The sequence below is a fragment of the Desertivirga brevis genome, from assembly GCF_017355835.1.
Window position 1 is genome coordinate 344389 of the sequence record NZ_JAFEWF010000008.1, and the last position, 25262, is coordinate 369650.

The following is a 25262-nucleotide window of genomic DNA, read 5'->3' on the forward strand; positions in this document are numbered from 1 at the left end:
AGCCAACAAACTTCTATTTTTTTTTGTTATTGGTAATATGTCCATAGTGTCTCAGTCAAATGTTCCCTTTGAAGTATTTTTAATTGGTGATACCGGTGATATTCATCCCACAAAACCAGATCCTGTTCTTCAAACCCTTCGTGCTCATTTTAATCCCGATCAGGCATCTGCAGTTGTATTTCTGGGAGATAATATTTATCCAAGAGGGATGCCCCCAAAGGGAACCCTGTTGCGACGTAATGCCGAGAACACGATGAAAATGCATTTCGAGGCTTTGAAGGATTATCATGGCAAGGTGGTATTTATAGCAGGAAACCATGACTGGAACAAAGGGAGAAAAGATGGTTACGACTATATTGTCCGTCAGGAGAAGTACATACAGAAGCTATTTGAGGGGCGGAACGTTTTTCTTCCTTCTAACGGCTGCCCAGGCCCTGTAGAGTTGGAGGTCAGTCCCCGGTTAACCATTGTTGCCCTTGATACTCAATGGTGGCTCCAGAAAGGGCTGCGGCCGATTGGCAAGCAATATGGCTGCAGGGTCTCAACAGAGGAACAGTTCTTCGAGCAACTGATAGAGATTCTGGACAGAAATAAGCGGGAAAACAAGCACTCCTTAGTGGTGGGGCACCATCCTGTTTACAGCTATGCTATCCACGGGGGGAAATTTCAGTTAAAGCACCATATTTTTCCTCTAACCATATATGATCAAAATGCATGGCTTCCTTTGCCGGGTATTGGCTCATTGCTTCCGCTTTACCGTAAATTTCTAGGGGCGCGGGAAGATATGGCCCATCCGCGTTATAGGCGCCTTAGAAAAAAATTGAAAGAGATATTGTGCCAGTATCCTGATCTTATCTATGCCGCGGGGCATGAGCATAATCTGCAATACATCTGCAAGCATCATAACCATTTTATAGTAAGCGGATCGGGGTCAAAAGTAAAGTATGTTGTGCAAGATGGAAAGTATCTTCGCTTCGGTGAAAAAGTGAAAGGTTTTTTCAAGCTTCGTTATGATCCTGATGGCGCTGTTTATTTGTCAGCCTGGGCTGTCGATATGAGCCGCAAACTCGACAAGGGCAGGGTGGTATTTGAGGAGCAGATTATTTAAAAGGTAAATACAAAAAAGAGGATGACCATTTGGAACATCCTCTTTTTGTAATAAAAGATAATTGGGATTTGACGTTATGCTAATAGTGTAAAGCTAGCCATTAATGCATGAAGGATTAAGCTGAACCAAAATGTTCCAAGGTTCACACGGATACCCATGCCGCCCATGTTGGAAACTAAACATGTGAAAAAGGAAATCATACTTAATGTCAGGAACGGAATAACCGGACCGTTTAAAGAATAAACAAGCAGGAATGTCAGGGGTAATGCTAAGCCGCCAATAACCATTAGTGATAGCAGCCACCATATCATTTGATACGGTTTCTGTCTGTCTGCAAATGCATTGAATTTCTGTAATAAATTAAGTTCTAAAGCTTCCTCTCTTACAACTTCTAACTCTGTTTTTGAATTTAATTTATGTGTTATCATGTCTCTGTGTTTTGTTATAACAAAGATCCGGATTGTGGTCAAGGTGGGGAATGAGCGTTGTCACACATAAAAAAGATATAAGTCAGGATTGCAGAAATAATATAAATAAAAAGAGACTAATCTTGCGAGCAGCCTCTTTCTAATGAATTTTAAAATTTACAGGCCTGTAAGCCGGGTTCTGTTCCGACAAGTCGGATTCTATCATTTATCTAGGCCGGTCATTGCTGACCGGCTCAAACGACCTACCCACCAGCTCGGACGGGCAGCCCTTAGCGCTGGCTTATTTGGTCTTTCAACTCCTGGGGTTTACCGCAATGCATGTCGCCATGCAAGGCCGTGAGCTCTTACCTCGCGTTTTCACCCTTACCCTGAAAAATCAGGGCGGTATATTCTCTGTGGCACTTTCCGTAATACAGTCAAGCCGTATCCCTTCCCGTTAGGAAGCAGGATGCCCTTTGTTGCCCGGACTTTCCTCTTTTCGCTCAAGGCGAACAGCGATAGAACGGCCTGCGGAGGCAAAAGTAATATTATTATCGGGGATTACACCGATTAATTGGGATTACACTGATTAATGATTATTACACCGATTATCTTTGGTATTCGTCAACTTTACAATTTCGTAAATCGTAAATCTTAACTCGTAAATCCACCTAGATTCCCATTTCCTTAAGCAGAGCATTCGCCTTATCCACTTTTGATGCAATCCATAGAACGTAGCGAATATCGACACCTATTGATCTGCTATAGCTTTCATTCCAGGCGAAATCGTTGATGGTTGCTTCGTACGCTCTATCGAAGTTTACTCCGATCAATTCTCCATAAGAATTTAATACAGGTGAACCCGAATTTCCGCCTGTCGTATCAAGGTTATACAGGAAAGCAACAGGAACATCATTTAGCTCATTTTTTATAAAAGGGCCAAAGTCTTTCGCCTGCCATAGATCACGGATAATGGATGGATAATTAAATTCAGGGTTATCTGTGCTTCCTTTCTCTATGATTCCTTTTACCGATGTAAAAGGTTTCATATATGTAGCATCAGAAGGTGAGTATCCCCGGACATACCCGTAAGTTAAACGCAACGTGCTGTTTGCATCAGGGATATAATTCTGAGGTTTGTATTGTTCCTTTACGGCCAGGTAATCTCCCATTAGTTTGTTTAGTCGCCCCTCACGTTTATCACTTTCTTGTCTCATGGAAATGATCTGCCGACTAAGTTCCTTCTCGAAGTCTAGCAAGGGATCATTATAAGCACTTATTGTACTGGTCGATTTTATCAAGCTGTTCATAACATAGTCCCGGTCCTTCAGCCGGGTATAAGCTAAGATGTTATCGGTAAAGTCTCTGATCTGTTTCTGTGTATCAAAGCTTTTTGAGATATGCTTGTCTACTACGGCAATACGTTGCCTTTTCGGGAGCTGGTTTGCATCATTAAGCATCTTGATGAAAATGTTTCTATCAGCATCCGGGTCGTAGCCTTCGTACATTTGTCTTATGTTATTCTGTAACCTTGGGAAATTCGTCGTGTAGAATTTCTCTCTTTCAGCCGCGGGCTGGAGCATCATTGCATTTTTAAAGCCATTGATCTGACCGGCAATATTTAACAGGCTTGTGCTTGTGTAGATTTGTGAAAGCCAAAGATCTCTTCCGGCTTCGCTATAGATATCTTGATAAAGAGCGTTGATATCTGCCATTAAGGATCCATACTTATCCTTTAGTTCCTTATCAGAGTTAATATAAGCTGATAATGCTTCATCTTCCCGACGCTTTTCTTCAACTAAATTCAGACCTCTCAAACCCTTTAGCTTTCCCCGGTAGTTTTTGAATACATTAGCGTTTCGCTTTATCCTTGTGGAAAGTCTTATTTCGGTTGCCTTATCTTTTTTACCTGCTTCTTCCAGGGCTTTATTCTGAAATTCATACAGGTTAGCAACATAGGGAAGAAGATGTTCCTGCTGATACTTCAAATACTGCCATGGGCGGTTACGAAATGTCCTACCTGGATAGCCCAGAATAAAAACAAAATCCTCCTCATTGACTCCCTTCGAGTTTACTTTTAGAAACTTCTTAGGTTTATAGGGTACATTGTTTTTGGAATATTTGGCGGTAGTACCATCAGGCGCAACATATGCCCTCATGAACGAAAAATCACCTGTATGACGTGGCCAAACCCAATTATCTGTTTCTCCTCCGAACTCTCCTATATTTCTGCTTGGTACATAAACCAATCTTACATCCTGTAGCAATTTGTAGCGAAACAGTACATAAGTCTTCCCTATAAACATTTCAGATACCTCGGCCTGGATTGTTTTATCTGCGGCTTCGGCTTCAACTACCAATGCCTTGATTTTTTCTTTGATCAAGGTGATTCGTGCTGCGGGATCTGCAACATTAGCAACCGCACTAAGGATTTTATCGGAAACGTCTTCATAACTTTCGGTGATGCGGCAGGTGAGGTCACGGGCCGGAATTTCGTGTTCACGCTTTTGCGCAACAAAACCATTGTTCAGGTAATCTTTCTCCGGAGTACTAGCTTGCTGAACTGCACTGAAAGCACAATGATGATTGGTAATGATAAGACCTTCATTGGAAACAAAAGAACCTGTGCAACCGCCTACATTTACCAAGGCATCAATAAGGCTGGTGCTGTCGGGGTTATAGATTTCTCTCTGGTCAATCTTCAGTCCTGCCTTTTTCAAATCAAGCTTGCTGATCTCGCTAAGTGGAAACATCCCTTCATCAAACCGCTTATAGTAAGCAGTGGAAATGAGAAGAAGGGAAATGCCGCAACATACAGCGATAAGAGGAGTTTTAAAAATTTTCATAAATGCTAATGTGTGTTAATACAAATTTAGGAACTTGCTTGTGTTACTAATTACTTTTTTTAGGTCATTTATTATATTATTGAACTTGTTTACCCTCAATCCTGATTAGATTTGGACATGGCAGAAGATCTTAAAATACATAAAGGAACTAAGGAAGATCAATATAAATCCCTGCTTCCTCAAATTAGTGCTTTAATAGGAGGGGAAGAGGACTTGATTGCTAACCTGGCAAATATCTCCGCTGCCCTAAAGGAACAATTTGGTTTTCTTTGGGTGGGATTTTATATTGTCAAGAATGATGAATTGGTTTTGGGCCCATTTCAGGGACCCGTGGCGTGCACGAGAATTGGATTAGGAAAAGGCGTCTGTGGGACGGCATGGCAACAGCAGAAAACATTGATTGTTCCTGATGTCGAGGCTTTTCCCGGCCATATTGCCTGTAGTTCTTTGTCTCGTTCTGAAATTGTAGTCCCATTCTACTGTGAAGGAGAGGTAGCCGGAGTGCTGGATGTTGATAGTGAAGAGTTAAACCAATTTGACGAAGTGGATCAGAGGTATCTAGAGGAAATCATGTCATGGTTAACATGACGGAGAAATTGAGTTAGCATGCCCTTTTTATTTTATTGTCCGTAGAGGACAAATCCAACTCTACGGACAATGTCCGGGTCAATTTTAAAGACTGGATTGACTAAATTGCCATTAATAGAAGTCGTAGCATTTAACATCCCCAAATCCACTTTCCCGGGGTTCACCTGTTTCAAAACCGACGCTCATCTCTGAGGAACCGTTAGTGTTTCCATAACTTACTTTTCCCGTTGATGCATCGTGACTTACGCCTAAACGTACTTTCTGGTTCTTAAAGGGATTGGTGAAGATGTCGAAGATCAGGGAAAGCACGAGTGACTCATTAGCTCCTTTTCCGGTCGACCTGTACCACAAACCAGCGTTTACGCCTCGTTTTTTAAACTGTAGTCCGGCACTGAAAGAAGTTGCCTGGGCCTGCTTATAATAAATAACGGATGGAATAAGGAAACTTCCAGATTCATCATAGGGATCGTAGCGATCAAGCGCATAACGATAGCTGGCATGTACGGCTGTCCGGATTGGAGTAGGAAGGGATGATCCTGTAAAAGATTCATTTGGCTTGTTCAGGTGAAGCATGGAAGTGCCAACCATCGCGTTACCCATCACCAAATTTACTCCAGCACCAGCATCAAAGTAGTACTTACTATTAGTAACAGGAATTTCTGCTAGTGAGGCCGAACCCCCTAATCCAGTTCTTGGGTCTATCTGATCTGAGAAAACGAATTTGCTGAAATCCACGCTGCTATTGGTTATTCCTGCCTGTAAACCGAAAGAAGCCATAAAACGTCCTCCTCCAACATTGTAAGAATAGGTTCCGGCTATGTTGTTTTTTTTAAGGTAGGCAGTTCCCTCATTAGAACTGTTTACCATCAAGCCTACTCCTCCGTTAATGTTTTTGAACTGGTAATCTGCAGAAGCAGTAAGGTAGCTCAGATCACCTTCCATGGCACTCCATTGATTTCGATAGATCATATTCATTCGGAACGCTCCTTTGAACTGTCCTGTTAAGGCAGGGTTCAAATATATCGGTGCATTGTAGAACTGGGAGTAAATATAGTCTTGCGCCTGGGCTATTCCCGAAATGGCGGTCAGGGCAAGCATTAATAAAAATTTCTTCACTGGTAAACCTCTCCTCATCATCTTATTAAATGGATAACGCCCGTCTTCTTAGGCTCGCTATTGTTATACGACATTCCCGACCATTCGTTACCATTTTTGAAGAAAGCCTTTACTTCCCAGAAGTAAACCCCTTGAGGAACAGGGTTTCCATTTGATGTCCCATCCCATGACTCTACAGGAACCCCTTTCGCGTCAAGTTTGTCCGTAATCCAAAGCGTCTCTCCCCATTTATTAAAAATCTTAAATTCCCATCTTTCAATTCCTGAGCCCTTAGCCCTGAAACGTCGTAGCTCTTCACTTGCACTATTCGGCATGAAGGCATTAGGGATAAACAAGGAACCCGGAGTTCCGGTAATTCTTACAGTATGTTCCGTAACATCGTTACACCCCAAAGAATTTGAAACGATAAGTTTTACCTTATACGAACCTGTATCAGGGTACAAATGCTCCGGATCTCTAGACGAATCATTTGTCCGATCTCCAAAATCCCAGTTATATTTTAGATTAGCTCCCGTAGACGTATTTCTAAATTTAAAGCGGAAATCCGGATATTGTATAACATCTCCCGGTAACACCTCAAAGCTTGCTAGCGGTTGGGCTGTAACCTTAATATAATCTTTCATTACAAGCGTATCCATACAACCATAATTACTTTTTGTAATCAACTTTACTGTATAGCTTGGCTTAGCTGCAGAATAGATCTGTGCAGGAGGATTGGCTCCAATAAAAGTTTTTCCGTTGCCAAAATCCCAGAGTTGATAGATTGCATTTTTGGTCTCGTTGTTAAATTTCACGCTTAGGGGAGCACAGCCTTCTGTTACGTCTGCTGTGAATTTCGCCTCCGCTTGTTCGTAAACCGTAATTGTTTTAATTACTGTAGTGTCTGAGCAATTTGAAGCAATTAGTTTCACTTTGTAGACTCCGCCTTTCCAGAAAGTGTGTTCTATAGGCTCATCGCTGTTTGTTCTGATTGTATCTGTTCCATCACCAAATACGTAAGCATAGCTTTTAGCTCCTGTAGTGTAATTGAAGAATTTAACAGTGTGGGGCGCACAACCAGAGGTTTGTGCTGGTTCAACAAACAAATCCGGAGTTACCGTGTTCGGAGCCACCTTGATACTGTGTGAAAGCGAAACTTGATCGCCACAAGCATTCTTTTGAGTAAGCGTAATGGTAAAGGTGCGGCTTTTTCCGGTAGTGAAAGTATGCTTCACAGAACGGTTATCTGTATAAGTTTCAACAGGTGATCCATCGCCAAAATTCCAGGTATAAGTTCCGGAAATACTTGGTGAGGAGTTCCTGAATGTAACAGTCAGCGGAGAACAACCTTCCACCGTGCTTGGAGAAAATTTAGGTGTAGGTTTTCCGTACACCCGGATATAAACAGTATCAAGAGAGATGGCACACTTGGATTTTGCTTTTAAGACAGCCATGTAAGTAGTATCACGGTTATCTGCACGTGCCGTATAAGTAATAGCTGAAGGGTGCTGCTGGTAAGACACCTGTCCATTTCCGAAGTTCCACTCAAAGTCTACTCCCTGAGGGTTTTTTGTTCTGTTGGTAAAGCTAATGGCTACAGAACCACATCCCACAGTGGTGCTGGTAACAAATTCAGCAGTAAGGGTGGAATTCGTTTTAAAGGTATGACTGAATTTATTGGTACCGCAACCAAGCGCACTTGTTACTTCAAGTCGAATGACCACTTCGTCGCCAGGATTGGGTAAAGTAAAGCCAGGGAAATCAATTCCTTTTCCGATCAGCTTGTCGTCGGCAAACCATTCATAGGTATCTCCAGGTTCAGAAGCTTCCGCTTTGATATTTTCTTTGCTAATAATGAAAGGCGCACAGGAAGACTCAGACAGCCAATTATAGTTGGCAATTGCTCCTTTAGATACCTTAATTTGAACCGAGTTACTTACGTTTTGCTGAGCTCCTGTACAGATAGTGGAGGTTACAACTCTACGGAAATAAGTGGTTACTGTTAAGGCCGGAGCCTGGTAGGTTGGAGCGGTTGCACCAATAATGACCGACCAATTTGTTCCATCCTGACTTTGCTGCCATTGATATTTAAATGTTCCGTCCGCTCCGTTTGGTGTAGTTCCTTCCAGGATGGTAGGGGCTGTTCCCTTACAGATATGCTGATTGCCAGTGGTGATATTGTTATTGCTGATACCTTTTTGAACCTCTACTTTAATCACCCCGCTGATGCTCGTACAGGATGCGGATTTAACGATACGGTGGAAATAAGTAGTTTCGGTAACAATCACTGTAAAATCTTTCTGACTTGCAATGTTTGCCGGAGTCCAGTTAATGCCGTCTTTGCTACTTTCCCAAGTATAGATATACGAAGATGCATCTCCACCAGTTGGAGTACTTCCAGCAATTGAAACAGAAGCTCCCTCACACACTGTATTGCCTGAGTAAGTAATAGTGTTATTCGAAAGGTCAGACAAGTTGTTGATCTGAACTTCATCGCTGCTGGATGTACAGGTCCCCGGACCACTAATAGTCCATTTTAAGCGGTAAACCTGTCCTGGTTTTAATCCGGATACTAGCGCATCAATTTTGGTGTCATCATCAAAAGTAACACCACTTTGAGAAGATATAAGGGTCCACTTCCCTGTTCCGCTACCAGGATGGTTCCCATTTAGTTTTACCTGAACAGCATTACATAATTTCTGATCCTGTCCTGCGTCGGCGATGATGGGAGGAGCGGTTACATTGATGGTAATAGTAGTTGGAGTACCCGCACATCCTGTGGTATTCACAGGGGTTATGACATAGGTTACGGTACCAGCAGTACGTCCTGTATTTTGTAACAAATCATTGATCGATGTTGCAGTAGTTGGAGTCGACTGGTTTGTGCTACCCGTTATGGTCCCTGTAACGCTACTTGTCCAGGTAAATTTCGTACCTGCAATTGATGGAATTAATGTAATCCCTGTTCGCTGCCCGGTACATATTGTCGCATTTGCGGCAGTTGCCTGAACCGTTGGAAGAGGGGTGATTGTTACAGTGTAAGTAAAGGGTTCACCACTACAACCATTAGCTTCAGGAACTATAGTAAAGGTAACTTTTGCATTAGTATAGGGATTTGTATTGATCAGCGTCTGTTCAATATCGCCTGTTCCACTTGTCGCAAATCCCTGTGCATTTGAAGTTCCTGTTGCTGTCCATCTGATTGTGCTGTTAGCAATCACGGCTCTGGGGCTGTATCTGAGATTTGTACCAGTACAAATTTCAGTCGAGGTAGCTGTTGTTATTTTGTTAGGAGGATAAATAGTTAGCACCATTACATCAACAACACGATCACAGGGAGCAGGGATGGTTGTAGTGGCTGATAGGGAAAGCTGCACTGTCCCCGCAGTAACTTCTGCCTGAGAAGGAATGTACTGTGGATTTAGTACATTACGGTTAGGGACAAATGTTCCCGTTCCGCCTACCCATGAAAATCCTGCTACCGGAGGCCCGCTTAAAGAGCCATTCAGCTGAACTTTTTCTCCTGCGCAAATAGCAGCGTCAGTTCCGGCACTAACTGTAGGAGACTCATTGAACTTTATAGTTTTTGTCTCTGAGTTTGTGCCACAGTTATTTTTTACAGTGATCTTTATCGTATAAACACCATAGTCTGAGAAGAAAATAGCAGGCTCTTTTGAATTGGCCGATGTTCCATTCCTAAACTCAAATCCTCCACCACTTACTTCCCATTTGTAAGTGTCTGGCTCATCTTTAAACGTTCCTGCAAAGCTGGTGGTCACCGGATTTCCCTCGGTATTACTAAAGTTCAGTAATTGTCCTTTTCCGCATAGGTTAGACTGCCAATTAGTAGTAACAGATGGCTGTTCATTAATGATGATAGTTTTTTTAGCAGTTGTAACAGGCTGACATGAGGAGTTTGCCGTAAGAGCAACAGTATAAATTCCTGCCTTGATAAACTTAAACTCAGCATCCTTAGAATCTGCTGTAGTTCCATTAACAAATACTGGTGCTGAGGGTCCTTCTATCACCCATTTAAATGAATTAGGAGCGCCATTTGCATCGTCAATTACAGAAGTATTTGTAGTTCTAATAATAGTTGAGACGCAGGAAATATCAGAACTAGCAGTAAAAGAAGGTTTTGGCGGAGCCTGGATCAGGATAGTGCGTTCTAAAGGGGCAGCCTGACAATCCGAATTACTCTGCGACTCTAGCCTTATAGTATGTGGCCCGGGAGTTGTGAAGGTATGTTTGAGTGCGTAGGTAATTGGAACTCCATCCCCAGGAGAAACCAAAACGTTATCTACATACCAAAAGTAAGAAACATTGTTATTGTTACACTCAGGGGAAGTAGAACTTGGATTTTCTCCTGCAACTGAATTGTTCCCAATAGTCAACTGAGTGTTTAGACAAGCAAAGCCAGGAATGCCGAACCGATTCTCTGGTTGTGTTACCACTTTTGCTTGTGTAGAAACCGGAGTACCAATCTCGTTACAAAAAGGACTCATTAGCTGCATTCCAATCCCGAATACATTATAATAGCGAACGCTACCTACAACTACCTGACTACCACAGGATGATCTGGAATAGCTATGTTCAACTACTCCCTTCCTATTTTTAATTCGATTGATAGTATAAGTTTCTATTGCCTGGTCGCCCCAGTTAATCCTATAAGTATACCCGGGGAAGTTTGACTTAATACCCCCCGATGATTCAATTTCCACCCCATATTTTAATGAACCATTAGGCAAACACACAGTATTGCTTCCGAAAGTACTGAAAGGAGTGTTTTGGGTGTTGTTAACAACGAAATAAGACTGCGTTGAAATAATGCCATTTAGTTCAGCTCTAACTGTAAGCGTATAGTGAGTAATATCAGCAATTAGTTGAGCTGTAGAAACTCCTTCGAAGGAAAGCTGCTTAACATCCGTAGGAACAAATCCATTCGTGGCCGTAGCAGTGACGCGAGCGCCGGAAGTAGACGTATTGGTAAAATTGAACCTTGTATTGCTGCGACCTGAAGCACAACTACCAAATGTTTTTGGGTTAGAACTGATTGTCTGAGTTGGAGCATCAACGCTTGCCTGTATGCCAGATGAGTTTGCAACCTGAAATAGAGTGGAAGCTTCCGATACCTTTGCCGGTGCAGTAGATTTGATACGCACTTTATAGTTTCCTGCTGTCAGTCCAGCTGGGAGTAAGCCATTCACGAAGGTAGTGTAATGACTGTTGTAACTGCCGATCAACTGTTCATTACTGAAATTGCCATTGGCGTCGGATAAGTAGAGCCGGAAACTGTTAGTATGGAGAAGTTCACCTGAAGGATCATCAATGGATAGAGGTACCGATATCGTTGATCCCTTGCCGTAAGGTCCAGGTTCGATAGAACCCACCGTAATGGTTTGTGCACTTGTTTTCGATAGAAATGCACATATTATAATGAGAAATAATGTAAATCTTTTAATCATCCGCACGTTGAAGAGTCCCCTCATTTACTGAATTCATTTACTCGAAATAATGCCTTCTACGGGCTGCAGCAAAGTGAGGGTTCAATTGTTTTATTTACTGAAAGTCAAATTCTTTTTGAAACTTAGGTGTTTGCAGAATATAGGCTGCAAAAACAGGTTAGCGCCAGTTTAATATTATGCATTAAAATTATTTGAGAGAGATAAATTAGATAGTTGTTTGTACGGAATTAAATAACAAAAGTTACTAAGTAAGAAGGGTTAGGATAGTAATTGCCGAAGGAAAGGGATTCTGGCAGGGCATACTTTTTGTTAAAAGGAATGTAAACCTTACTTATGAAAACATCTCAACCCAACAAAGTATTAAAAACGTTACACACCGTGTTATCTCACGATGAGAAACAAGCCATCCGCGTAGCTATTGAAAGATATAAGCAGACCGGCAAACTGATAAGTTTGAGGGACATTGAGCTGTATAAAAAAAAGAAATCGCAGGAGTAAGTTATAAAAACACGCCCTCAGGCCTTAAGTATAGTTGTATTTCTAACAATGCCCGGAACTTTTTATACCCGGCCTTACCCGGTTTGTAAGCGTGGAGAAACATAAGGAGGCGCCCGTCCTCCGTCCGAAGTACGGAAGGGTGACCAGGAGCTGCCCAATCTTTCGAGGATTGTAGCAATTGCTTTTGTGTTTTTACATAAGGGCCAAGTAGTTGATCTGAAATAGCTACACCTATCCCATACTGGTCTGTAGAGAAGTCGTTCCCGGCGTAAAATAGATAGTATTTATTTTCATGCTTCGTCACCCACATTCCTTCTACAAGATGAGCTTCCCATTGCATGTCATTTTCCAGGATCTTTACTTTTTTCCCGATAAGGGTTTTACCATCGACAGCCAGCCTTTGTACAAACATCGGAGTTTTCATGAATTTCAGAATCTCTTCTACTTCGTCGCCGTCTAATATTGGGTATTTTTGACTTAAAGAGCTCAATATGCTTTGAAAATCTGTAAATCGTTCAATCACAGCTTCTATAAGGATCTGCAATAAAAAGAATTTCTCCATTGCCTCAAGACCTTTCGCCCATGGCCAAAGGGTGATTACCATGGCAGCCATGCGTTGATCCTCCTTTTCGGGAAACAGATAGGGAATCACGAACGGGTTTTGAAAAAGCAAATCAGTAAGCTTTTGTGGCCAGATGTCATTATTGTCTTCTTTCCAGAACAGGTAAACGTTTTTTTCGTCTTCAACAAACAGGTGGGGATCGATGACGTTTCCTTTTATTATTGGCTCGGGTTCTGGTTTAAAAGGTCCCTCAGGGTGGGATGAGCTGGCCAATCCGACGCAAAGTTCCCTGGTGTTTTTATCTCGTGCTACAAAATAAACTCTAAATTCTTCTCCTACCTGGTGCATTTCGGGTGCCCAGTAGTCTGCTAATGATTCACCTTCTGCTGTCCATTCTGGTTTTGAACCTTCTGGGAATACATAGGAGCAGAATTCCCAGTCGCTGAGGTTTTTTGATTTAAGGATAGGGAAGGAGTCTGGTGCATCATTAGATGTACTTACAAGATAATAGAGGGTTTCACCAGGTATGTTTACTTTTAATATGGCAGGGTCTCCGTATCCGTAGTGCATCTTTTTATGCACATTTTCGGTTAAAACAACTCTATAATTATAGGAGAGATCTGGTGCAGATTTGTTTATCTTTCGATTGTGCGGTGTTCTGATATGAAAATCATGAGCTAACTTCTGAAAAAAGTCTAGATAAGCGTTGTGCAAGTTGCTTTCAACTTTATATTGAAAAGCCGCACGGTTTTCTCCCGGTTCACAATCCTCTATGATAGCAAAAGTTCGGTAATTGTTGGAATTACTACCTGCGCTCCTAATTGATATATTAAAAATATTTGGAGCGTTATCCGGAGTGCTCAGTTCAATAGCCTTATCATCAATCTTCATAACAACAGCCGAACAAGTTTTAAGCCGGATATGTTGAAATATAGGTAAGAAAATAAAAAATATTTATTAGCGGCTAGCTACCTTAAATGCTTCTTCACGCCACTTGTCCGGCATTATCATTGATGTAAACCATATAAAAGATGTAATGAAAGTAGGAGACTTGGTAAATCCGGTTACAAGCCAGTATGATATTGCAGAGATAATGGGTGGCTTGTATGGAGACGGAATTATAGGACTTAAAGGTGCTTTTAGCCGGGAATGGGTGCAGCAACTGGGTGAAGACATTGCAGTGCTATACGAAGATGCACTTAGAAGACCAGGCGGAGCAGTTGGTCGTGGACCAAAACGACATTATGTAGAAATACATCCTGAAGATATCAGGGGATTTGTAGATCTGGTAACCCATCCATGGGTGAAAACGGTTTGTGAAGCAGTACTTGGACCAGAATACAAGGTCGTGGAAATAGGGTTTGATGTTCCTAATCCAGGCTCAATGGATCAGCCCTGGCACCGTGACTTTGGCGCTCCGCCCGACACTACCCTGGGAAGGAGGCTTAACTCCCTGGCGTTTAATATTACCACAGTGGATGTATTCGAAGATATGGGGCCTTTTGTGATAGCGCCAGGAACGCAATGGGACTTGCCGGAAGGCTTTGAACATGAGATGTTCCCATCGAAGGATATGTATGAAAGGTATGAAGCAAGGGCGCAACGTAAAATGCCCAAGATGGGTGACATTTCTGTTCGCTCGGCGTTAACTATCCACAAGGGAACCGCAAATGTTTCTGACAAAGCTAGACCAGTACTTGTTTTGGGTGTAGATGCTCCCGGAGCTAATAATGCAGAACGTCACGATCTACAGGTGACACACGGCTATTTTGAGAAGCTACCCGAATATGTGAAACGACATCTAACCTACAGACTGGTAAATGAGTTGGAGCCAATTGTACAGGCCCATACTATTGAGGGTTTAATGATGGGAGAGGCCTAAAAGGATAGGCCAAAACTAATTTAACATAGCACTTGTTCTATTCGAAAGGTTGGAGATCATCAACCCAATCACTTTTGCTTAATTAAAACACGAGGAGCCCCATTAGGGGCTTTGTTATCTATGGCGAAAACTAAAACTAAAAAAGAAGAGGCTGCAGTTCGTGATAAAAAGGCTGAAGAGGTTTTAGCCTCACAGACTGAAGGAATTGCCGAAGGAATTACGTCTTACCTTGAGAGGATACCCGAGAGTCCATTTCCAGAAACAGTTATGCCCATGTTAGCGACGCTGACAAACAAACCTTTTGATGATCCTGACTGGTTCTATGAGGTAAAGTGGGACGGATATCGCGCTTTAGCCTATATTAAATACGGAGAGGTAGAACTTAGATCGCGTAATAATAAATCATTCAACGAAAAGTTTTATCCCATCCATACCCTTTTGCGCTCATGGAAGCTCAATGCTATACTGGACGGTGAAATCCTCGTACTTAATAAAAAGGGTATTTCTGATTTCAGTGCACTGCAGAACTGGAGGAGTGAAGCTGACGGCGAGCTTGTTTTTTACGTTTTCGACATATTGTACCTGGAGGGAAAAAATTTGATGGCTTTGCCTTTGAGGCATCGACTGGAATTATTGAAGCAGGTGCTACCAACAGCTGATGACCGTGTTAGAATAAGTAAAATTTTCGAAGCTAAAGGAACAGAGTTTTTTGAAGCCGCAGGAAAAATGGGGCTTGAAGGTATTATTGCCAAACGTGCAGATAGTACTTATATTCCTGACTTTAGGTCCAAAGACTGGCTGAAAATAAAAGTTCATCAGCGCCAGGAGGTTGTTATAGGAGGTTTTACCAGAAATGATGGGTCGTCTAAGCTTTTTAGCTCCCTACTATTAGGTGTATTTGAAAATGATAAATTCCAATATGTAGGCAAAGTAGGTACAGGATTCTCTGATAAGCTGCAGAAGCAAATGATGGAAAGTTTCAAACCTTACATTACAGACAACTGCCCTTTTGTTCATGAGCCTGATTATAATAAACCCTCTCGTTTCAGACCCAATCCACCACATGCTACTGCTACCTGGTTAAAGCCAGAGCTGGTTTGTGAAGTGAGTTTCGCGGAGGTTACTTCTGATGGTGTTTTCAGGCACCCCTCCTTTGAGGGGATGAGGGAAGATAAGAAAGCTGCAGAAGTTAGGAGGGAAGTATCGCTACCCTTGTCTGAAGCAGTGCCTGAAAGTAATGAATTGCAGAAAACAATGGTCTCGGCACCAAAGCCAAAAGCAAATAAGACTTTGCTAAATCCCAAAGACGAAACTCAGGTAAGACCAATTAATGGGCACGATCTTAAGTTTACTAATTTAAGCAAGTTGTACTGGCCTGATGAAGGTATTAGTAAGCGCGATCTATTTAATTATTACTACCAAGTAGCAGAGTATATTCTCCCATATCTAAAGGATCGTCCTCAATCCCTAAATCGTTTTCCTAATGGGATCAAGGGGAAGAGTTTTTACCAGAAAAATGTAAAGGAGACAGCTCCTGATTGGGCTGAGACTTTTCCTTATGTCACCAGTGACGGCGAGCATAAAGAATTTCTGGTGGTAACAGACGAGGCAAGCCTTATGTGGATGAATTCTTTGGGTTGTATTGAAGTTAATCCCTGGTTTTCACGTACACAATCTCCTGATAACCCTGATTATTGTGTTATCGATCTTGATCCTGATAAAAATACATTTGAACAGGTTATCGAGGCTGCTAATGTTGTTAAGAAAGTATTAGACGCAATTGGTGTTCCTTCTTACTGCAAGACATCCGGTTCTACAGGCATGCACATCTATATACCTTTAGCAGCAAAATATTCATACGATCAATCTCAGCTCTTTGGGAGGCTTATTGCCAATATTGTTCATGAACAGATCCCAGAATATACAAGCGTAGAGCGTTTCATAGCGGAACGAAAGGGAAAGATGTATGTAGATTTCCTTCAAAACCGCCCAGGTGCTACAATAGCAGGGCCTTATTCGTTAAGACCAAAACCAGGAGCAACGGTAGCCATGCCTCTCCACTGGGATGAAGTGAAACCTGGCCTTCAGATGAAAGATTTTACGATCTATAATACAGTTGCAAGACTTAATAGGGAAGGAGACCTCTTTAAACCAGTATTAGGAGAAGGTATTGACCTCATGAAGGCCGTAGAAAAAGCAAAAAGCATATTTGGAAGCTAAATGTCATGCAGTTCTTAAGAACTGCATGACAACATTGAACAACCCGCTTTTTCATTTGCCCAGTCAGGCCGCTTGTTTACAAATTCATCAAATTTCTTTGAGTAAGGGTCTTTAATCGCCTCCTCCAGTTTTAAGAACAGGCCGTTATCGCCGTTCTGCAGATCCTGAATAGCCTGGTGCAAAAGATAGTTCCTGAGAATGAAGCGTGGATTAGCTTTACGCATAATTTCCAATGAAACTTCTCTTGTGCAATTATTTGCCTTTATTCTATTAATGTATTTGTTTACAAGTTCAAACAAGTCGGCTTCATCTTTCTGCGAGAGAGATGTATAGAAGCTATTTTGGAAATGGCCGAGGATCGCTTCTCTACCGTTTTCTGCAATTTCCAAATTCAATTCAGCCAGTGACTGATAAAATATGGTCATGTCTGGCTGTACCTGTGCCAGGAATGTTTCGAACTGATCAATCAGAACAACATCTTCCGATTTCACCTTATCCAATCCTAATTTGTTTCCTTTCATATGGTAATACTGTGTCCAGAAAAGATCCTCATAACTTTCTATAGCATCCACAAGTGGCTTAGTGTCCGGGAATAGAGGAGAAAGGGCTCCGGCAAGGCAACCAAGGTTCCATTGTGCAACTCCTGCTTGTTGGCCAAAAGCATATCTCCTGCCGGGAAGATCAGTAGTGTTAGGTGTAAATGCAGGATCGTAAGCATCCAGGAATGAGAAGGGTCCATAGTCAATCGTAAGCCCAAGGATCGACATATTATCAGTATTCATTACTCCATGGACAAAGCCTACCCTTAACCACTCAGTGATCATAAAAGCAGTTCTTTTTAATACCTCTTTAAACCATGAAATCACGTTGTCTTCACCTTGAATATGAGGAAAATGGGTTGATATAGTCCAATCAACAAGTTTTTTCAAATTATCTAACTCGTTTCTCGAACCCAATAATTCGTAATTCCCAAATCGTAAAAACGTAGGGGCTACACGAGCTACGATCGCTCCTGGTTCGTATTCTGCATTACCATTGTAGAACATGTCCCTAAGCACAGGATCTCCGGTGCTTACCAGACTAAGTGCTCTTGTTGTTGGAACACCCAAATGAGACATTGCTTCACTCATAAGGTACTCACGCACAGAGGATCGTAATACAGCCCGACCATCTGCCCGTCTCGAATAAGGTGTTGGTCCGGCGCCTTTCAACTGTATCTCCCAAACTTTACCCGTTGCAGTCTGAAGCTCTCCCAGTGTAATAGCCCGCCCATCACCAAGCTGACCCGCCCAGTTACCAAATTGGTGACCTGCATAACAAGCAGAATACGGTCGCATCGAAGGTGTAATCAGGTTGCCAGCTAGTAACTTAATATCCTCTTCGTCTGGTTTTGACAAACCCAGGCCTGAGGCTACCTCATCTGACCATCCTATTAATGTAGGTTTTGTTACCGGAGTTGGTAGAGCTTTGCTGTATAAAACACCCGGCGTTTGGCGCGGTTGTAGATTTCCGCTTTGATCCCCCGGGAAGGTTTCTGTAAAGGAATTATTGAATATAATGGAATGAAGGTTTTTCATCTAATGCTTCTGGTTTATTATAACTATTATCTAAACGACTTTGGATAGGTTAAGTGTGCAAAGTGTTAATAATTCTTTTACTTTCTCTAAAAGCGACGTAAAAAAGAATTTTTGTAGGTTCTGTTGATCTCCTGTTAAACACTGCCTGTGATTAACTTAAAGGAAAATTCTGATTCCATTCAAGTGCCTTTTAGTTAGGTATCAACTACCTTGATTTAACGGGATTCAATCGTACTTGAATCGTATTTGAATCGAATTTGAAAGGTATTTCAGGATAAGTTGGGATTAATCTATAGTTAATGTGATAGTGTCTGCATGAAGTAGGATACATGGGGGAAAGGTACTGAAGCTGTGTGAAAAAACTGATAGCTCGAATGGCCTAAAAAACAAAAAGCCTTGATTGGGGATCAGGGCTTTTTGATGAGTGTTTAAAGTGTAAATGAGTCTATATGAGTTGTACGTGTCTGTACAAGAAGGATGCCAAAATGAATTGCTACTGTGTTTGGAGCTTTATGACCAGCATAGTTTCCGCTTTTTGGTACATACAGTGTATTATAATTAAGAAAAATGAGACGAAAAAGGACACTTTTTGTTTGCAGGGATTCTAATAATGTAAAAGGTAGCAATTAGAAATAGGTTTTACTTAAATAAAAGTAGCCGTGGTTCACAATGGGGCCCATCGATTTGTCGAACAAAAGTATTATATGAAGAGAAGGTTTTAGGTTTCTGTGATAAGGCTGCAATTGGCCTTTCCCAAAATTACATATTGTGGCAAGGGCTGACAAAAGAATCCCTTGGCAGTAGCTTCTTCCTCTGGCTTTTAATATTGAATCAAAACACCTCGATGGAATATTTCACAGCTTCAAGGTGATCCTCCTCACGGCCTTCCATAAATAGCACTACTTTATATTCTGTAAGGTTATCATTAAAACCAAGGAACATTCTCCTTAAGCACCGTTGTATAATAGGTGCGAGGTATAAATAAAGGTTCTCGCAATAGTAATCAAATTTCTGCTTAGCCTCTTTATCGTAGAAATCATCACGGTTGAAGTCTGACATATTTATGGTCAAAATACCAGCATTGTAAAATCCGCTGATTAACTCGTTTCGTATGCCGGGTGATAGCCTCTCTATCCATTCTTCGGGCAGTTCTTCAAAAATTGTATTATTGAGAGTGTTACTTATTATTTGTCGATAGAGATTTAGCATAGTCTATTTTAACAGGTCTAAAGCAATCATTCGGCTTCTTAACCTCTCGTAACTAAAGAATAGTTACCCCTAAAAAAACAAAATTGTTTGTATCTGTTTACAACTTTTACGATAAATTTTCCTTCGGTAAGAGCTGTTTTTCATATCTTCCTTAAAATCAAGACTAAAGGATTTCTGTTTTTCATTTAAATGTCTGGTATGTATACGAGTATAAACAAGGAGTTTTTTACTTTATAAATGTTTGATAAAGTTCTACATTTCTTATTAAACTCAAGCCTGAATTGTGATTATTTTTCAACTTGAACCAAAAAATACAGGAGGAATGCGAAAACGAACCTTATCACTGCGATGTAGGTGCTGGAGAGGATGAACTTGCTGTAAAAAATTAAATTGAAAGGATGATGTTAAAAAGGGCCATCTACAGGAGTAGACAGCCCTTTCAATTGAACCAGAATAAGATTGTTTAATTTTTTATAAATTCTGCATTCGCGTTTAAAGTAACCTCATCCCCAACAACCGCAGACGGAACTTTTGCTCCAATTCCGAAATCAGAGCGCTTGATGATACCTGAAACTTTCCAACCAGAAATAGTTTTTTTGTTCATCGGATTAACTCCCGTATTTGCAGTTGCATTCAATTCAACTGGTTTAGTTACTCCATGTAATGTTAAGTTTCCTTTTACTTTATATTTCTTATCCGCTACTTTTTTTACAGATGTGCTTTTGAAAGATAAAGTTGGGTATTTTTCAGCATCAAGAAAATCAGCATTCTTAACATGTGCATCACGTTGATCGTTGTCTGTATCTACAGAATTGGTTTCTGCGGAAAGTTCAACTGACGCATCAGTGAAATCGTCTTTTGTTGATTTAACAGTTGCATCAAATTTCTTGAAAGATCCTTCAACATCTGATACCATCATGTGAGAAACACTAAATCCTAGTTTCGCATGTGATTTGTCAAGTGTCCATGTTGCATCCGCAAATTTGAACGATAAGAGAGCAAGTCCGATACCTGCTGCTGAAAATAATGTAAGTTTTTTCATTTTAATTATTGTTTCGACTGTCTGCTTGATAATGGTGCAAACTTACATATATTTGCTATATAATAGTAAGTACTATACTTTAGTATAGCACTATACTTTAATATAGCTTCTATGGAACTGGTTGAAAAAGAGGAGCCAAAGGTTCACAGTAAATGTTTAAAAATGATTGTTCCGGTTAGGGATGCTCTTGAAATCCTAAGTGGTAAATGGAAAATTCCAATTATTATATCATTGTCCTTCGGAAACAAGAGGTTTAGACAGATAGCAAATGAAATTCCTAATATTACTGACAGGATGCTTTCTAAAGAGCTGAGAGACCTTGAAGAAAATCAATTAGTAAAAAGGACAGTATATGATACATTTCCGGTAACAGTTGAATATTCGATGACTGAGTATGGGCAAAGCCTGGATAAAGTAATAGATGCTTTATGTGAGTGGGGTACCGTGCATAGAAAGCGTATTGCAGGTAAAGATTAGTAGCCGTAATTCTTAACTCAACCTGGTATTCGTGCTTGTGTAATTATTTCCCTGAAGATGAGGAATTTTGGGAAGCGTTTGTAACGTTTGTAACGAACTCGCGTAGACAAGTGGCATAAAAGGGGCTCTGCTAATTCATTTCTAACAAGCAGAGTATGATGAGTTCATGAAAAAATTATTTGCGGCATTTTTACTGCTGCTGCCATTATTATGTGCGTCTCAGACGAAAAGTGTTGTTGTTCCATTTTCTTTCAAACTTAGTGCTGGCGCTACTACTAGTGCGGGCGTATATACCACTGACGGTGTTTTGGTACGGACTTTATGGAGCGGAATAAAATATAGTCAGGGAAATTACACAGAAAAATGGGATGGACTGGACGATGAAGGCCGTTTGGTGACCGCAGGAAAGTATCAAATTAAGGTGCTTTCAAATAATGTCAACTATACCTGGGAAGGTGTTATAGGTAATACTTCCAGCCAATTTACGGGAACTAGTGTTATCCATACTTACGAATCGCTTAGAGGTGCAATCGTAAAAAACAATTTTATCTATTGCGCTGCGGGGTACAATGAAGGAAACACTTCGCAATTTAAACTGCCCCTAGCCAATCCCCAATCCAAAAGCTTCATACTGCCTGCCAGTCATACAACCTCACAAGCCACACTATTTGTGACTGCTGATGATACGAACGTTTACTGGGCGGGCCTTGATCCGTTCGATTTTACCAAGTGGTTTGTTTTCGCTACACGACAGTCAGATGATAAACAGGTGAGTTTCTCATCAGGAGTTTCTATTAAAGCAGTCAACGGAATTACCTATACCTCGGCTATCGATACCACTAATACTCTTTCTGGTACTATAAGCGGTCTGGCTGTTCAACAACGAGGTTCTTTTCTGTTTGTATCACGTAAGGAATTGAATAGGTTAGATGTTGTTAATAAAACAACAGGCGCGGTGGTTCAACGTATAAGTTCTTTCATTGCACCGCAAGGACTGGCAGTAGACGGGAGTGATAATTTATGGGTGATTTCGGGAACGTCTTCTGTTCAAAAATTTACTGTTAATGCAGATGGTACCTTATCGGCCCCTTTGCTTAGTTTATCCGGGCTGGTAAGTCCCCTCGCTTTGGCTGTTTCTCCAGACAATACAATTGTGACGGTTTGTGATGGGGGAAATTCGCAACAAGTGAAAGCCTTTAGTAATTCAACAGGGACAGCTTCCTGGACACTAGGTCAGCTTGGTGGCTATAGTACTGATGCCACGGTAAGCGATACAAAGTTTTATTTTGAAGATGTTGATAAAAGAGCTTTTAGTTTTATTGCATATCAAAGTGATGGCTCTTTTTGGATTGGCGATAGCGGTAATTGCAGGATGCAACATTATTCTGCAACGCGTACTTTTCTTAAGAGGGTTATGTATTTACCGCGCACATATGCAATTGGTGTTGATCCTAATAATATTAACAGGGTATTTGCAAATTACCTTGAGTTTTCGATTGATTATTCTAAACCCTTAGCTCCGAATAACGACTCGTGGAAATTGGTGAAGAACTGGGGGCATTCTGTTCCTAAAAGTCTCAATGACCAATATATGCGTTTGAAAGGAGTAGTTACCTTAAGTAATGGAAGGACTTACGCCATGCAAAGGAACGCATCTACTAAGTTTTCCATTATAGAATTAGTAAGTAACGGTACGGTAAGGATTACCGGAGTGGAAACACCGGATTTAAATTGGAGGCTAGCCAAAGACGGATCTTTAAATAAGCAGGTGTATACCGGGGGGAATTCGGTGTGGTCAAAAAAGGCTTTCTTAGGTTTTGATGTATCTAATAATCCTTTATTTGACGTGGAAAAAACCTACGGCTCTGTTGCTTCTAGTTTACTTGATCCTGTTCCTTCAGGCCCAAGGAGGCAACCAGGAGAGATCACGTCGACGAATATTTTGGTTTCTTTCAATGGATCCCTTCCTTCCACAGACGGTACTGATTTTTACCATCTTGGGGGCGTAGCCCTTGGCGAAAATCGCTGGAAATGGAAAACAGCAATCACCACCCATAAAAATTATACAGGAGAGTTCCCGAAAGATGGAAGATATGATATAGGTAATCAGGTTCAGTATGCAGGAAGCGTTGCGATGGCAATGGACCGAAACATCTTTTGGGGGTATAATGGAGAGTTTTGGAAGAATAATCAGACAAATAAATGGAACCATGTTTATGATAATGGTCTGTTCGTGGGTCAATTTGGAACGGTAGGGGTAGACGTTAAAGACGAGGAGGCTCCGGCAGGAATGGCTGGAAACTGTTTTGCTACCGCTATAGTAAAGTTGGGTGATGCTTACTATTTGTATCATAATGATGAGAGTTTTCATAGTGGAGTTCACCGTTGGAAGATCAGCGGCCTTAATTCTATAAGTGAATTTGTAGTGCCTGTGGAGTTGAATTTAAGTGGAAGAGGTTTATTGGGTCAGTACTATGATGAAATTGATCTGGATAATGTGAACCAGAGAACAGTCAGGGTTGACAGTTTGGTTAATTTTGACTGGGCCGGCGGTAAACCTGGCAATACGAATATTAAAAGTACAGACAACTACTCTGTTAGCTGGACCGGTTTTGTTTCGCCCTTATATACAGAAAGCTATACCTTCTACACAAAAGCGGATGACGGAGTGAGGTTATGGGTAGATGGAAAGTTATTGATCGATAAGTGGACCACTAATAATACAGCCATTGAAAATAGCAGTACTATAGCCCTTACAGCAGGAAAGATGTATTCGATACGCTTGGAGTATTTTGAGAAAACCGGTAACGCGTCAATCTCCCTGCTTTGGTCAAGTGCACGGCAGTTGAAGGGAGTCATCCCAACATCTGTCTTATATCCTTCTGATCCTTTTGATTTTGCAAATGGAATTGATCTGATGGAGAAATTGCCGACTAATACGGTTCTTCAAAATGAAATGTATGGTTGGACAAGGAACCAGGTTAACGAGGATTACACATCAAAGTATGCTCAGTGGTGGAGTGTTAAAACAAATGTAAGGTCCAGTTTAAATCAGAAGTCGCCGGACGTGACAACAAAGTTTCGTCAGACTGCAGGGGCTTATACATTAACAAGGAACTTAGGTGTCGTTCCTTGTACTATATCTGGCTGGAAAATTACTGGTAATATTAATTACGATGGAAATTATGAAAACCAGTCTGGTGGTGGAGCTTATCTGGATGTGTTGGATAATGCAGGAAAAGTTCTTGTTCGGTTCTACACCAAGCTAGTAAATGGAACCACGAACCAGGTTTATATTTATGCAAATGATAAAATAATTGCTCAGGCTGCTTCGACTTCAATCAGACCTACATTAAATAGCTATCAGCCAATAGAAATTACCGCATCAGCAACTGGAATTATGGTTAGGTATGCTTCCTTTGCGCCAGTTACTACAACGGTATTTGATCCTTTAAGTAATTGGAGAATGCCAAAAGCTTTACAACTCTATTTCTGGACTTCAGCGGTGGGTGGTAGTAACTACGACCGAAACGTTTCTTTGGAAGGATTTAGATATAGTGTTGAGTCGCTTAATGATAATCCGACTGCTCCCGTTATTACTTCAAATCAAGGTTCAGTTGCTGCTACTATTAGTGTTGCGGAAAACACTGTTCATGTTACCAGGATTATGGCTAGCAGTTCTAATTATCTTCACTATTCATTAAGTGGGGGAGAGGATAAAAGTTGGTTTTTCATCGATCCTCAAACCGGCCACCTTTCATTTAAGTCCTTGCCCGATTATGAAGCCCCGAAGGATATGGATGGAAATAACACATATTTAATTAAGGTGAGGGTTTCTGATGGGGTTTTTTATGATGAGCAAACTCTTACGGTTAATGTACTAAACGTCGACGAAACCTCGTCATCTATGGTAGTTCTCGGATTTCCTGAAAACCAGACGCAGGATAATCGTGCTAAAGAAACTTCAATAAAGGCTGTGATTGCTTATCCTAATCCCTTCTCAAACAATTTAAATCTTCAGTTTACTGATCATTTTGGGGAAACAGTAAGGTTAAGACTGGTAAGTCTCCTTGGGCAGATCTTGTTAAACACAGAGTTTCATATTGACAATAAAAGCTACTCTTATAGCTTTAATGAAGCCGCTTCATTACCTCCAGGTTATTATATTATTAACATTAGTGGAAAATATATTAAGGAGCAGTTTAAGGTTGTAAAATATTAGTAGGAATTACGGTCATTTTTCCTGCTCATTCACAATTTTTAGACGAAAAAGGTGGCGGTCTTGC

The 25262-nt window shown here is 41.1% G+C and carries 15 protein-coding genes and 1 other RNA gene; 7 read left to right on the forward strand and 9 right to left on the reverse strand.

Going from position 1 to position 25262, the window contains the following annotated elements; all coding sequences use genetic code 11:
- Positions 1-37: 37 nt before the first annotated feature.
- Positions 38-1108: a metallophosphoesterase gene (locus tag J4N25_RS19080; RefSeq protein ID WP_207423390.1), complete on the forward strand. Its 1071-nt coding sequence runs from the start codon at positions 38-40 to the stop codon at positions 1106-1108.
- Positions 1109-1182: 74 nt separating this feature from the next.
- Here the strand turns inward: J4N25_RS19080 and J4N25_RS19085 are convergent, their stop codons facing one another.
- The 3 genes from J4N25_RS19085 to J4N25_RS19095 all read right to left on the reverse strand — a co-directional run bounded on the left by J4N25_RS19085 (position 1183) and on the right by J4N25_RS19095 (position 4361).
- Positions 1183-1536, reverse strand: a complete 354-nt coding sequence (locus J4N25_RS19085; protein WP_207423391.1) for a hypothetical protein — start codon at positions 1534-1536, stop codon at positions 1183-1185.
- A gap of 151 nt (positions 1537-1687) precedes the next feature.
- An RNA gene (rnpB, locus tag J4N25_RS19090) (RNase P RNA component class A) lies at positions 1688-2050 on the reverse strand.
- 136 nt (positions 2051-2186) lie between these two features.
- Positions 2187-4361, reverse strand: coding sequence for a S46 family peptidase (locus J4N25_RS19095; protein WP_207423392.1), 2175 nt, complete (start codon positions 4359-4361; stop codon positions 2187-2189).
- Between the two features lie 117 nt (positions 4362-4478).
- On the opposite strand from J4N25_RS19095, the gene J4N25_RS19100 reads away from it, so the two are divergent.
- Positions 4479-4949, forward strand: coding sequence for a free L-methionine (R)-S-oxide reductase MsrC (locus tag J4N25_RS19100; protein WP_207423393.1), 471 nt, complete (start codon positions 4479-4481; stop codon positions 4947-4949).
- A 111-nt stretch (positions 4950-5060) separates the two neighbouring features.
- Here J4N25_RS19100 and J4N25_RS19105 read toward each other — a convergent pair whose 3' ends face one another.
- A complete protein-coding gene (locus tag J4N25_RS19105; protein WP_207423394.1) occupies positions 5061-6065 on the reverse strand; it encodes a PorP/SprF family type IX secretion system membrane protein in 1005 nt (334 codons plus the stop codon).
- Positions 6066-6082: 17 nt separating this feature from the next.
- Complete coding sequence (locus J4N25_RS19110; RefSeq protein WP_207423395.1) at positions 6083-11509, reverse strand: PKD domain-containing protein; 5427 nt, start codon at positions 11507-11509, stop codon at positions 6083-6085.
- A gap of 333 nt (positions 11510-11842) precedes the next feature.
- Between J4N25_RS19110 and J4N25_RS19115 the strand changes: the two genes are divergently transcribed.
- Positions 11843-12007, forward strand: coding sequence for a hypothetical protein (locus J4N25_RS19115; protein WP_207423396.1), 165 nt, complete (start codon positions 11843-11845; stop codon positions 12005-12007).
- Position 12008: 1 nt separating this feature from the next.
- On the opposite strand, the gene J4N25_RS19120 is transcribed toward J4N25_RS19115, so the two are convergent.
- Positions 12009-13460 (reverse strand): family 43 glycosylhydrolase, encoded by a 1452-nt coding sequence (locus tag J4N25_RS19120; RefSeq protein WP_207423397.1) that lies wholly within the window; start codon positions 13458-13460, stop codon positions 12009-12011.
- Between the two features lie 145 nt (positions 13461-13605).
- Here J4N25_RS19120 and J4N25_RS19125 point away from each other — a divergent pair, with 145 nt between their 5' ends.
- The gene (locus J4N25_RS19125) at positions 13606-14451 is read left to right on the forward strand and encodes a phytanoyl-CoA dioxygenase family protein (RefSeq protein WP_207423398.1); all 846 of its coding nucleotides are present in this window, start codon (positions 13606-13608) and stop codon (positions 14449-14451) included.
- A gap of 120 nt (positions 14452-14571) precedes the next feature.
- The gene (gene ligD / locus J4N25_RS19130; RefSeq protein ID WP_207423399.1) at positions 14572-16671 is read left to right on the forward strand and encodes a DNA ligase D; all 2100 of its coding nucleotides are present in this window, start codon (positions 14572-14574) and stop codon (positions 16669-16671) included.
- Positions 16672-16685: 14 nt separating this feature from the next.
- Here ligD and J4N25_RS19135 read toward each other — a convergent pair whose 3' ends face one another.
- The 3 genes from J4N25_RS19135 to J4N25_RS19145 all read right to left on the reverse strand — a co-directional run bounded on the left by J4N25_RS19135 (position 16686) and on the right by J4N25_RS19145 (position 20499).
- Positions 16686-18248: a protein adenylyltransferase SelO gene (locus tag J4N25_RS19135; RefSeq protein WP_207423400.1), complete on the reverse strand. Its 1563-nt coding sequence runs from the start codon at positions 18246-18248 to the stop codon at positions 16686-16688.
- A gap of 831 nt (positions 18249-19079) precedes the next feature.
- A complete protein-coding gene (locus J4N25_RS19140; protein WP_207423401.1) occupies positions 19080-19457 on the reverse strand; it encodes a hypothetical protein in 378 nt (125 codons plus the stop codon).
- Positions 19458-19920: 463 nt separating this feature from the next.
- Positions 19921-20499, reverse strand: a complete 579-nt coding sequence (locus J4N25_RS19145) for a YceI family protein (protein ID WP_207423402.1) — start codon at positions 20497-20499, stop codon at positions 19921-19923.
- Positions 20500-20610: 111 nt separating this feature from the next.
- Between J4N25_RS19145 and J4N25_RS19150 the strand changes: the two genes are divergently transcribed.
- Both J4N25_RS19150 and J4N25_RS19155 read left to right on the forward strand, forming a co-directional pair.
- Complete coding sequence (locus J4N25_RS19150; protein ID WP_207423403.1) at positions 20611-20976, forward strand: winged helix-turn-helix transcriptional regulator; 366 nt, start codon at positions 20611-20613, stop codon at positions 20974-20976.
- A gap of 166 nt (positions 20977-21142) precedes the next feature.
- Positions 21143-25198, forward strand: coding sequence for a PA14 domain-containing protein (locus J4N25_RS19155; protein WP_207423404.1), 4056 nt, complete (start codon positions 21143-21145; stop codon positions 25196-25198).
- Positions 25199-25262: the final 64 nt, after the last annotated feature.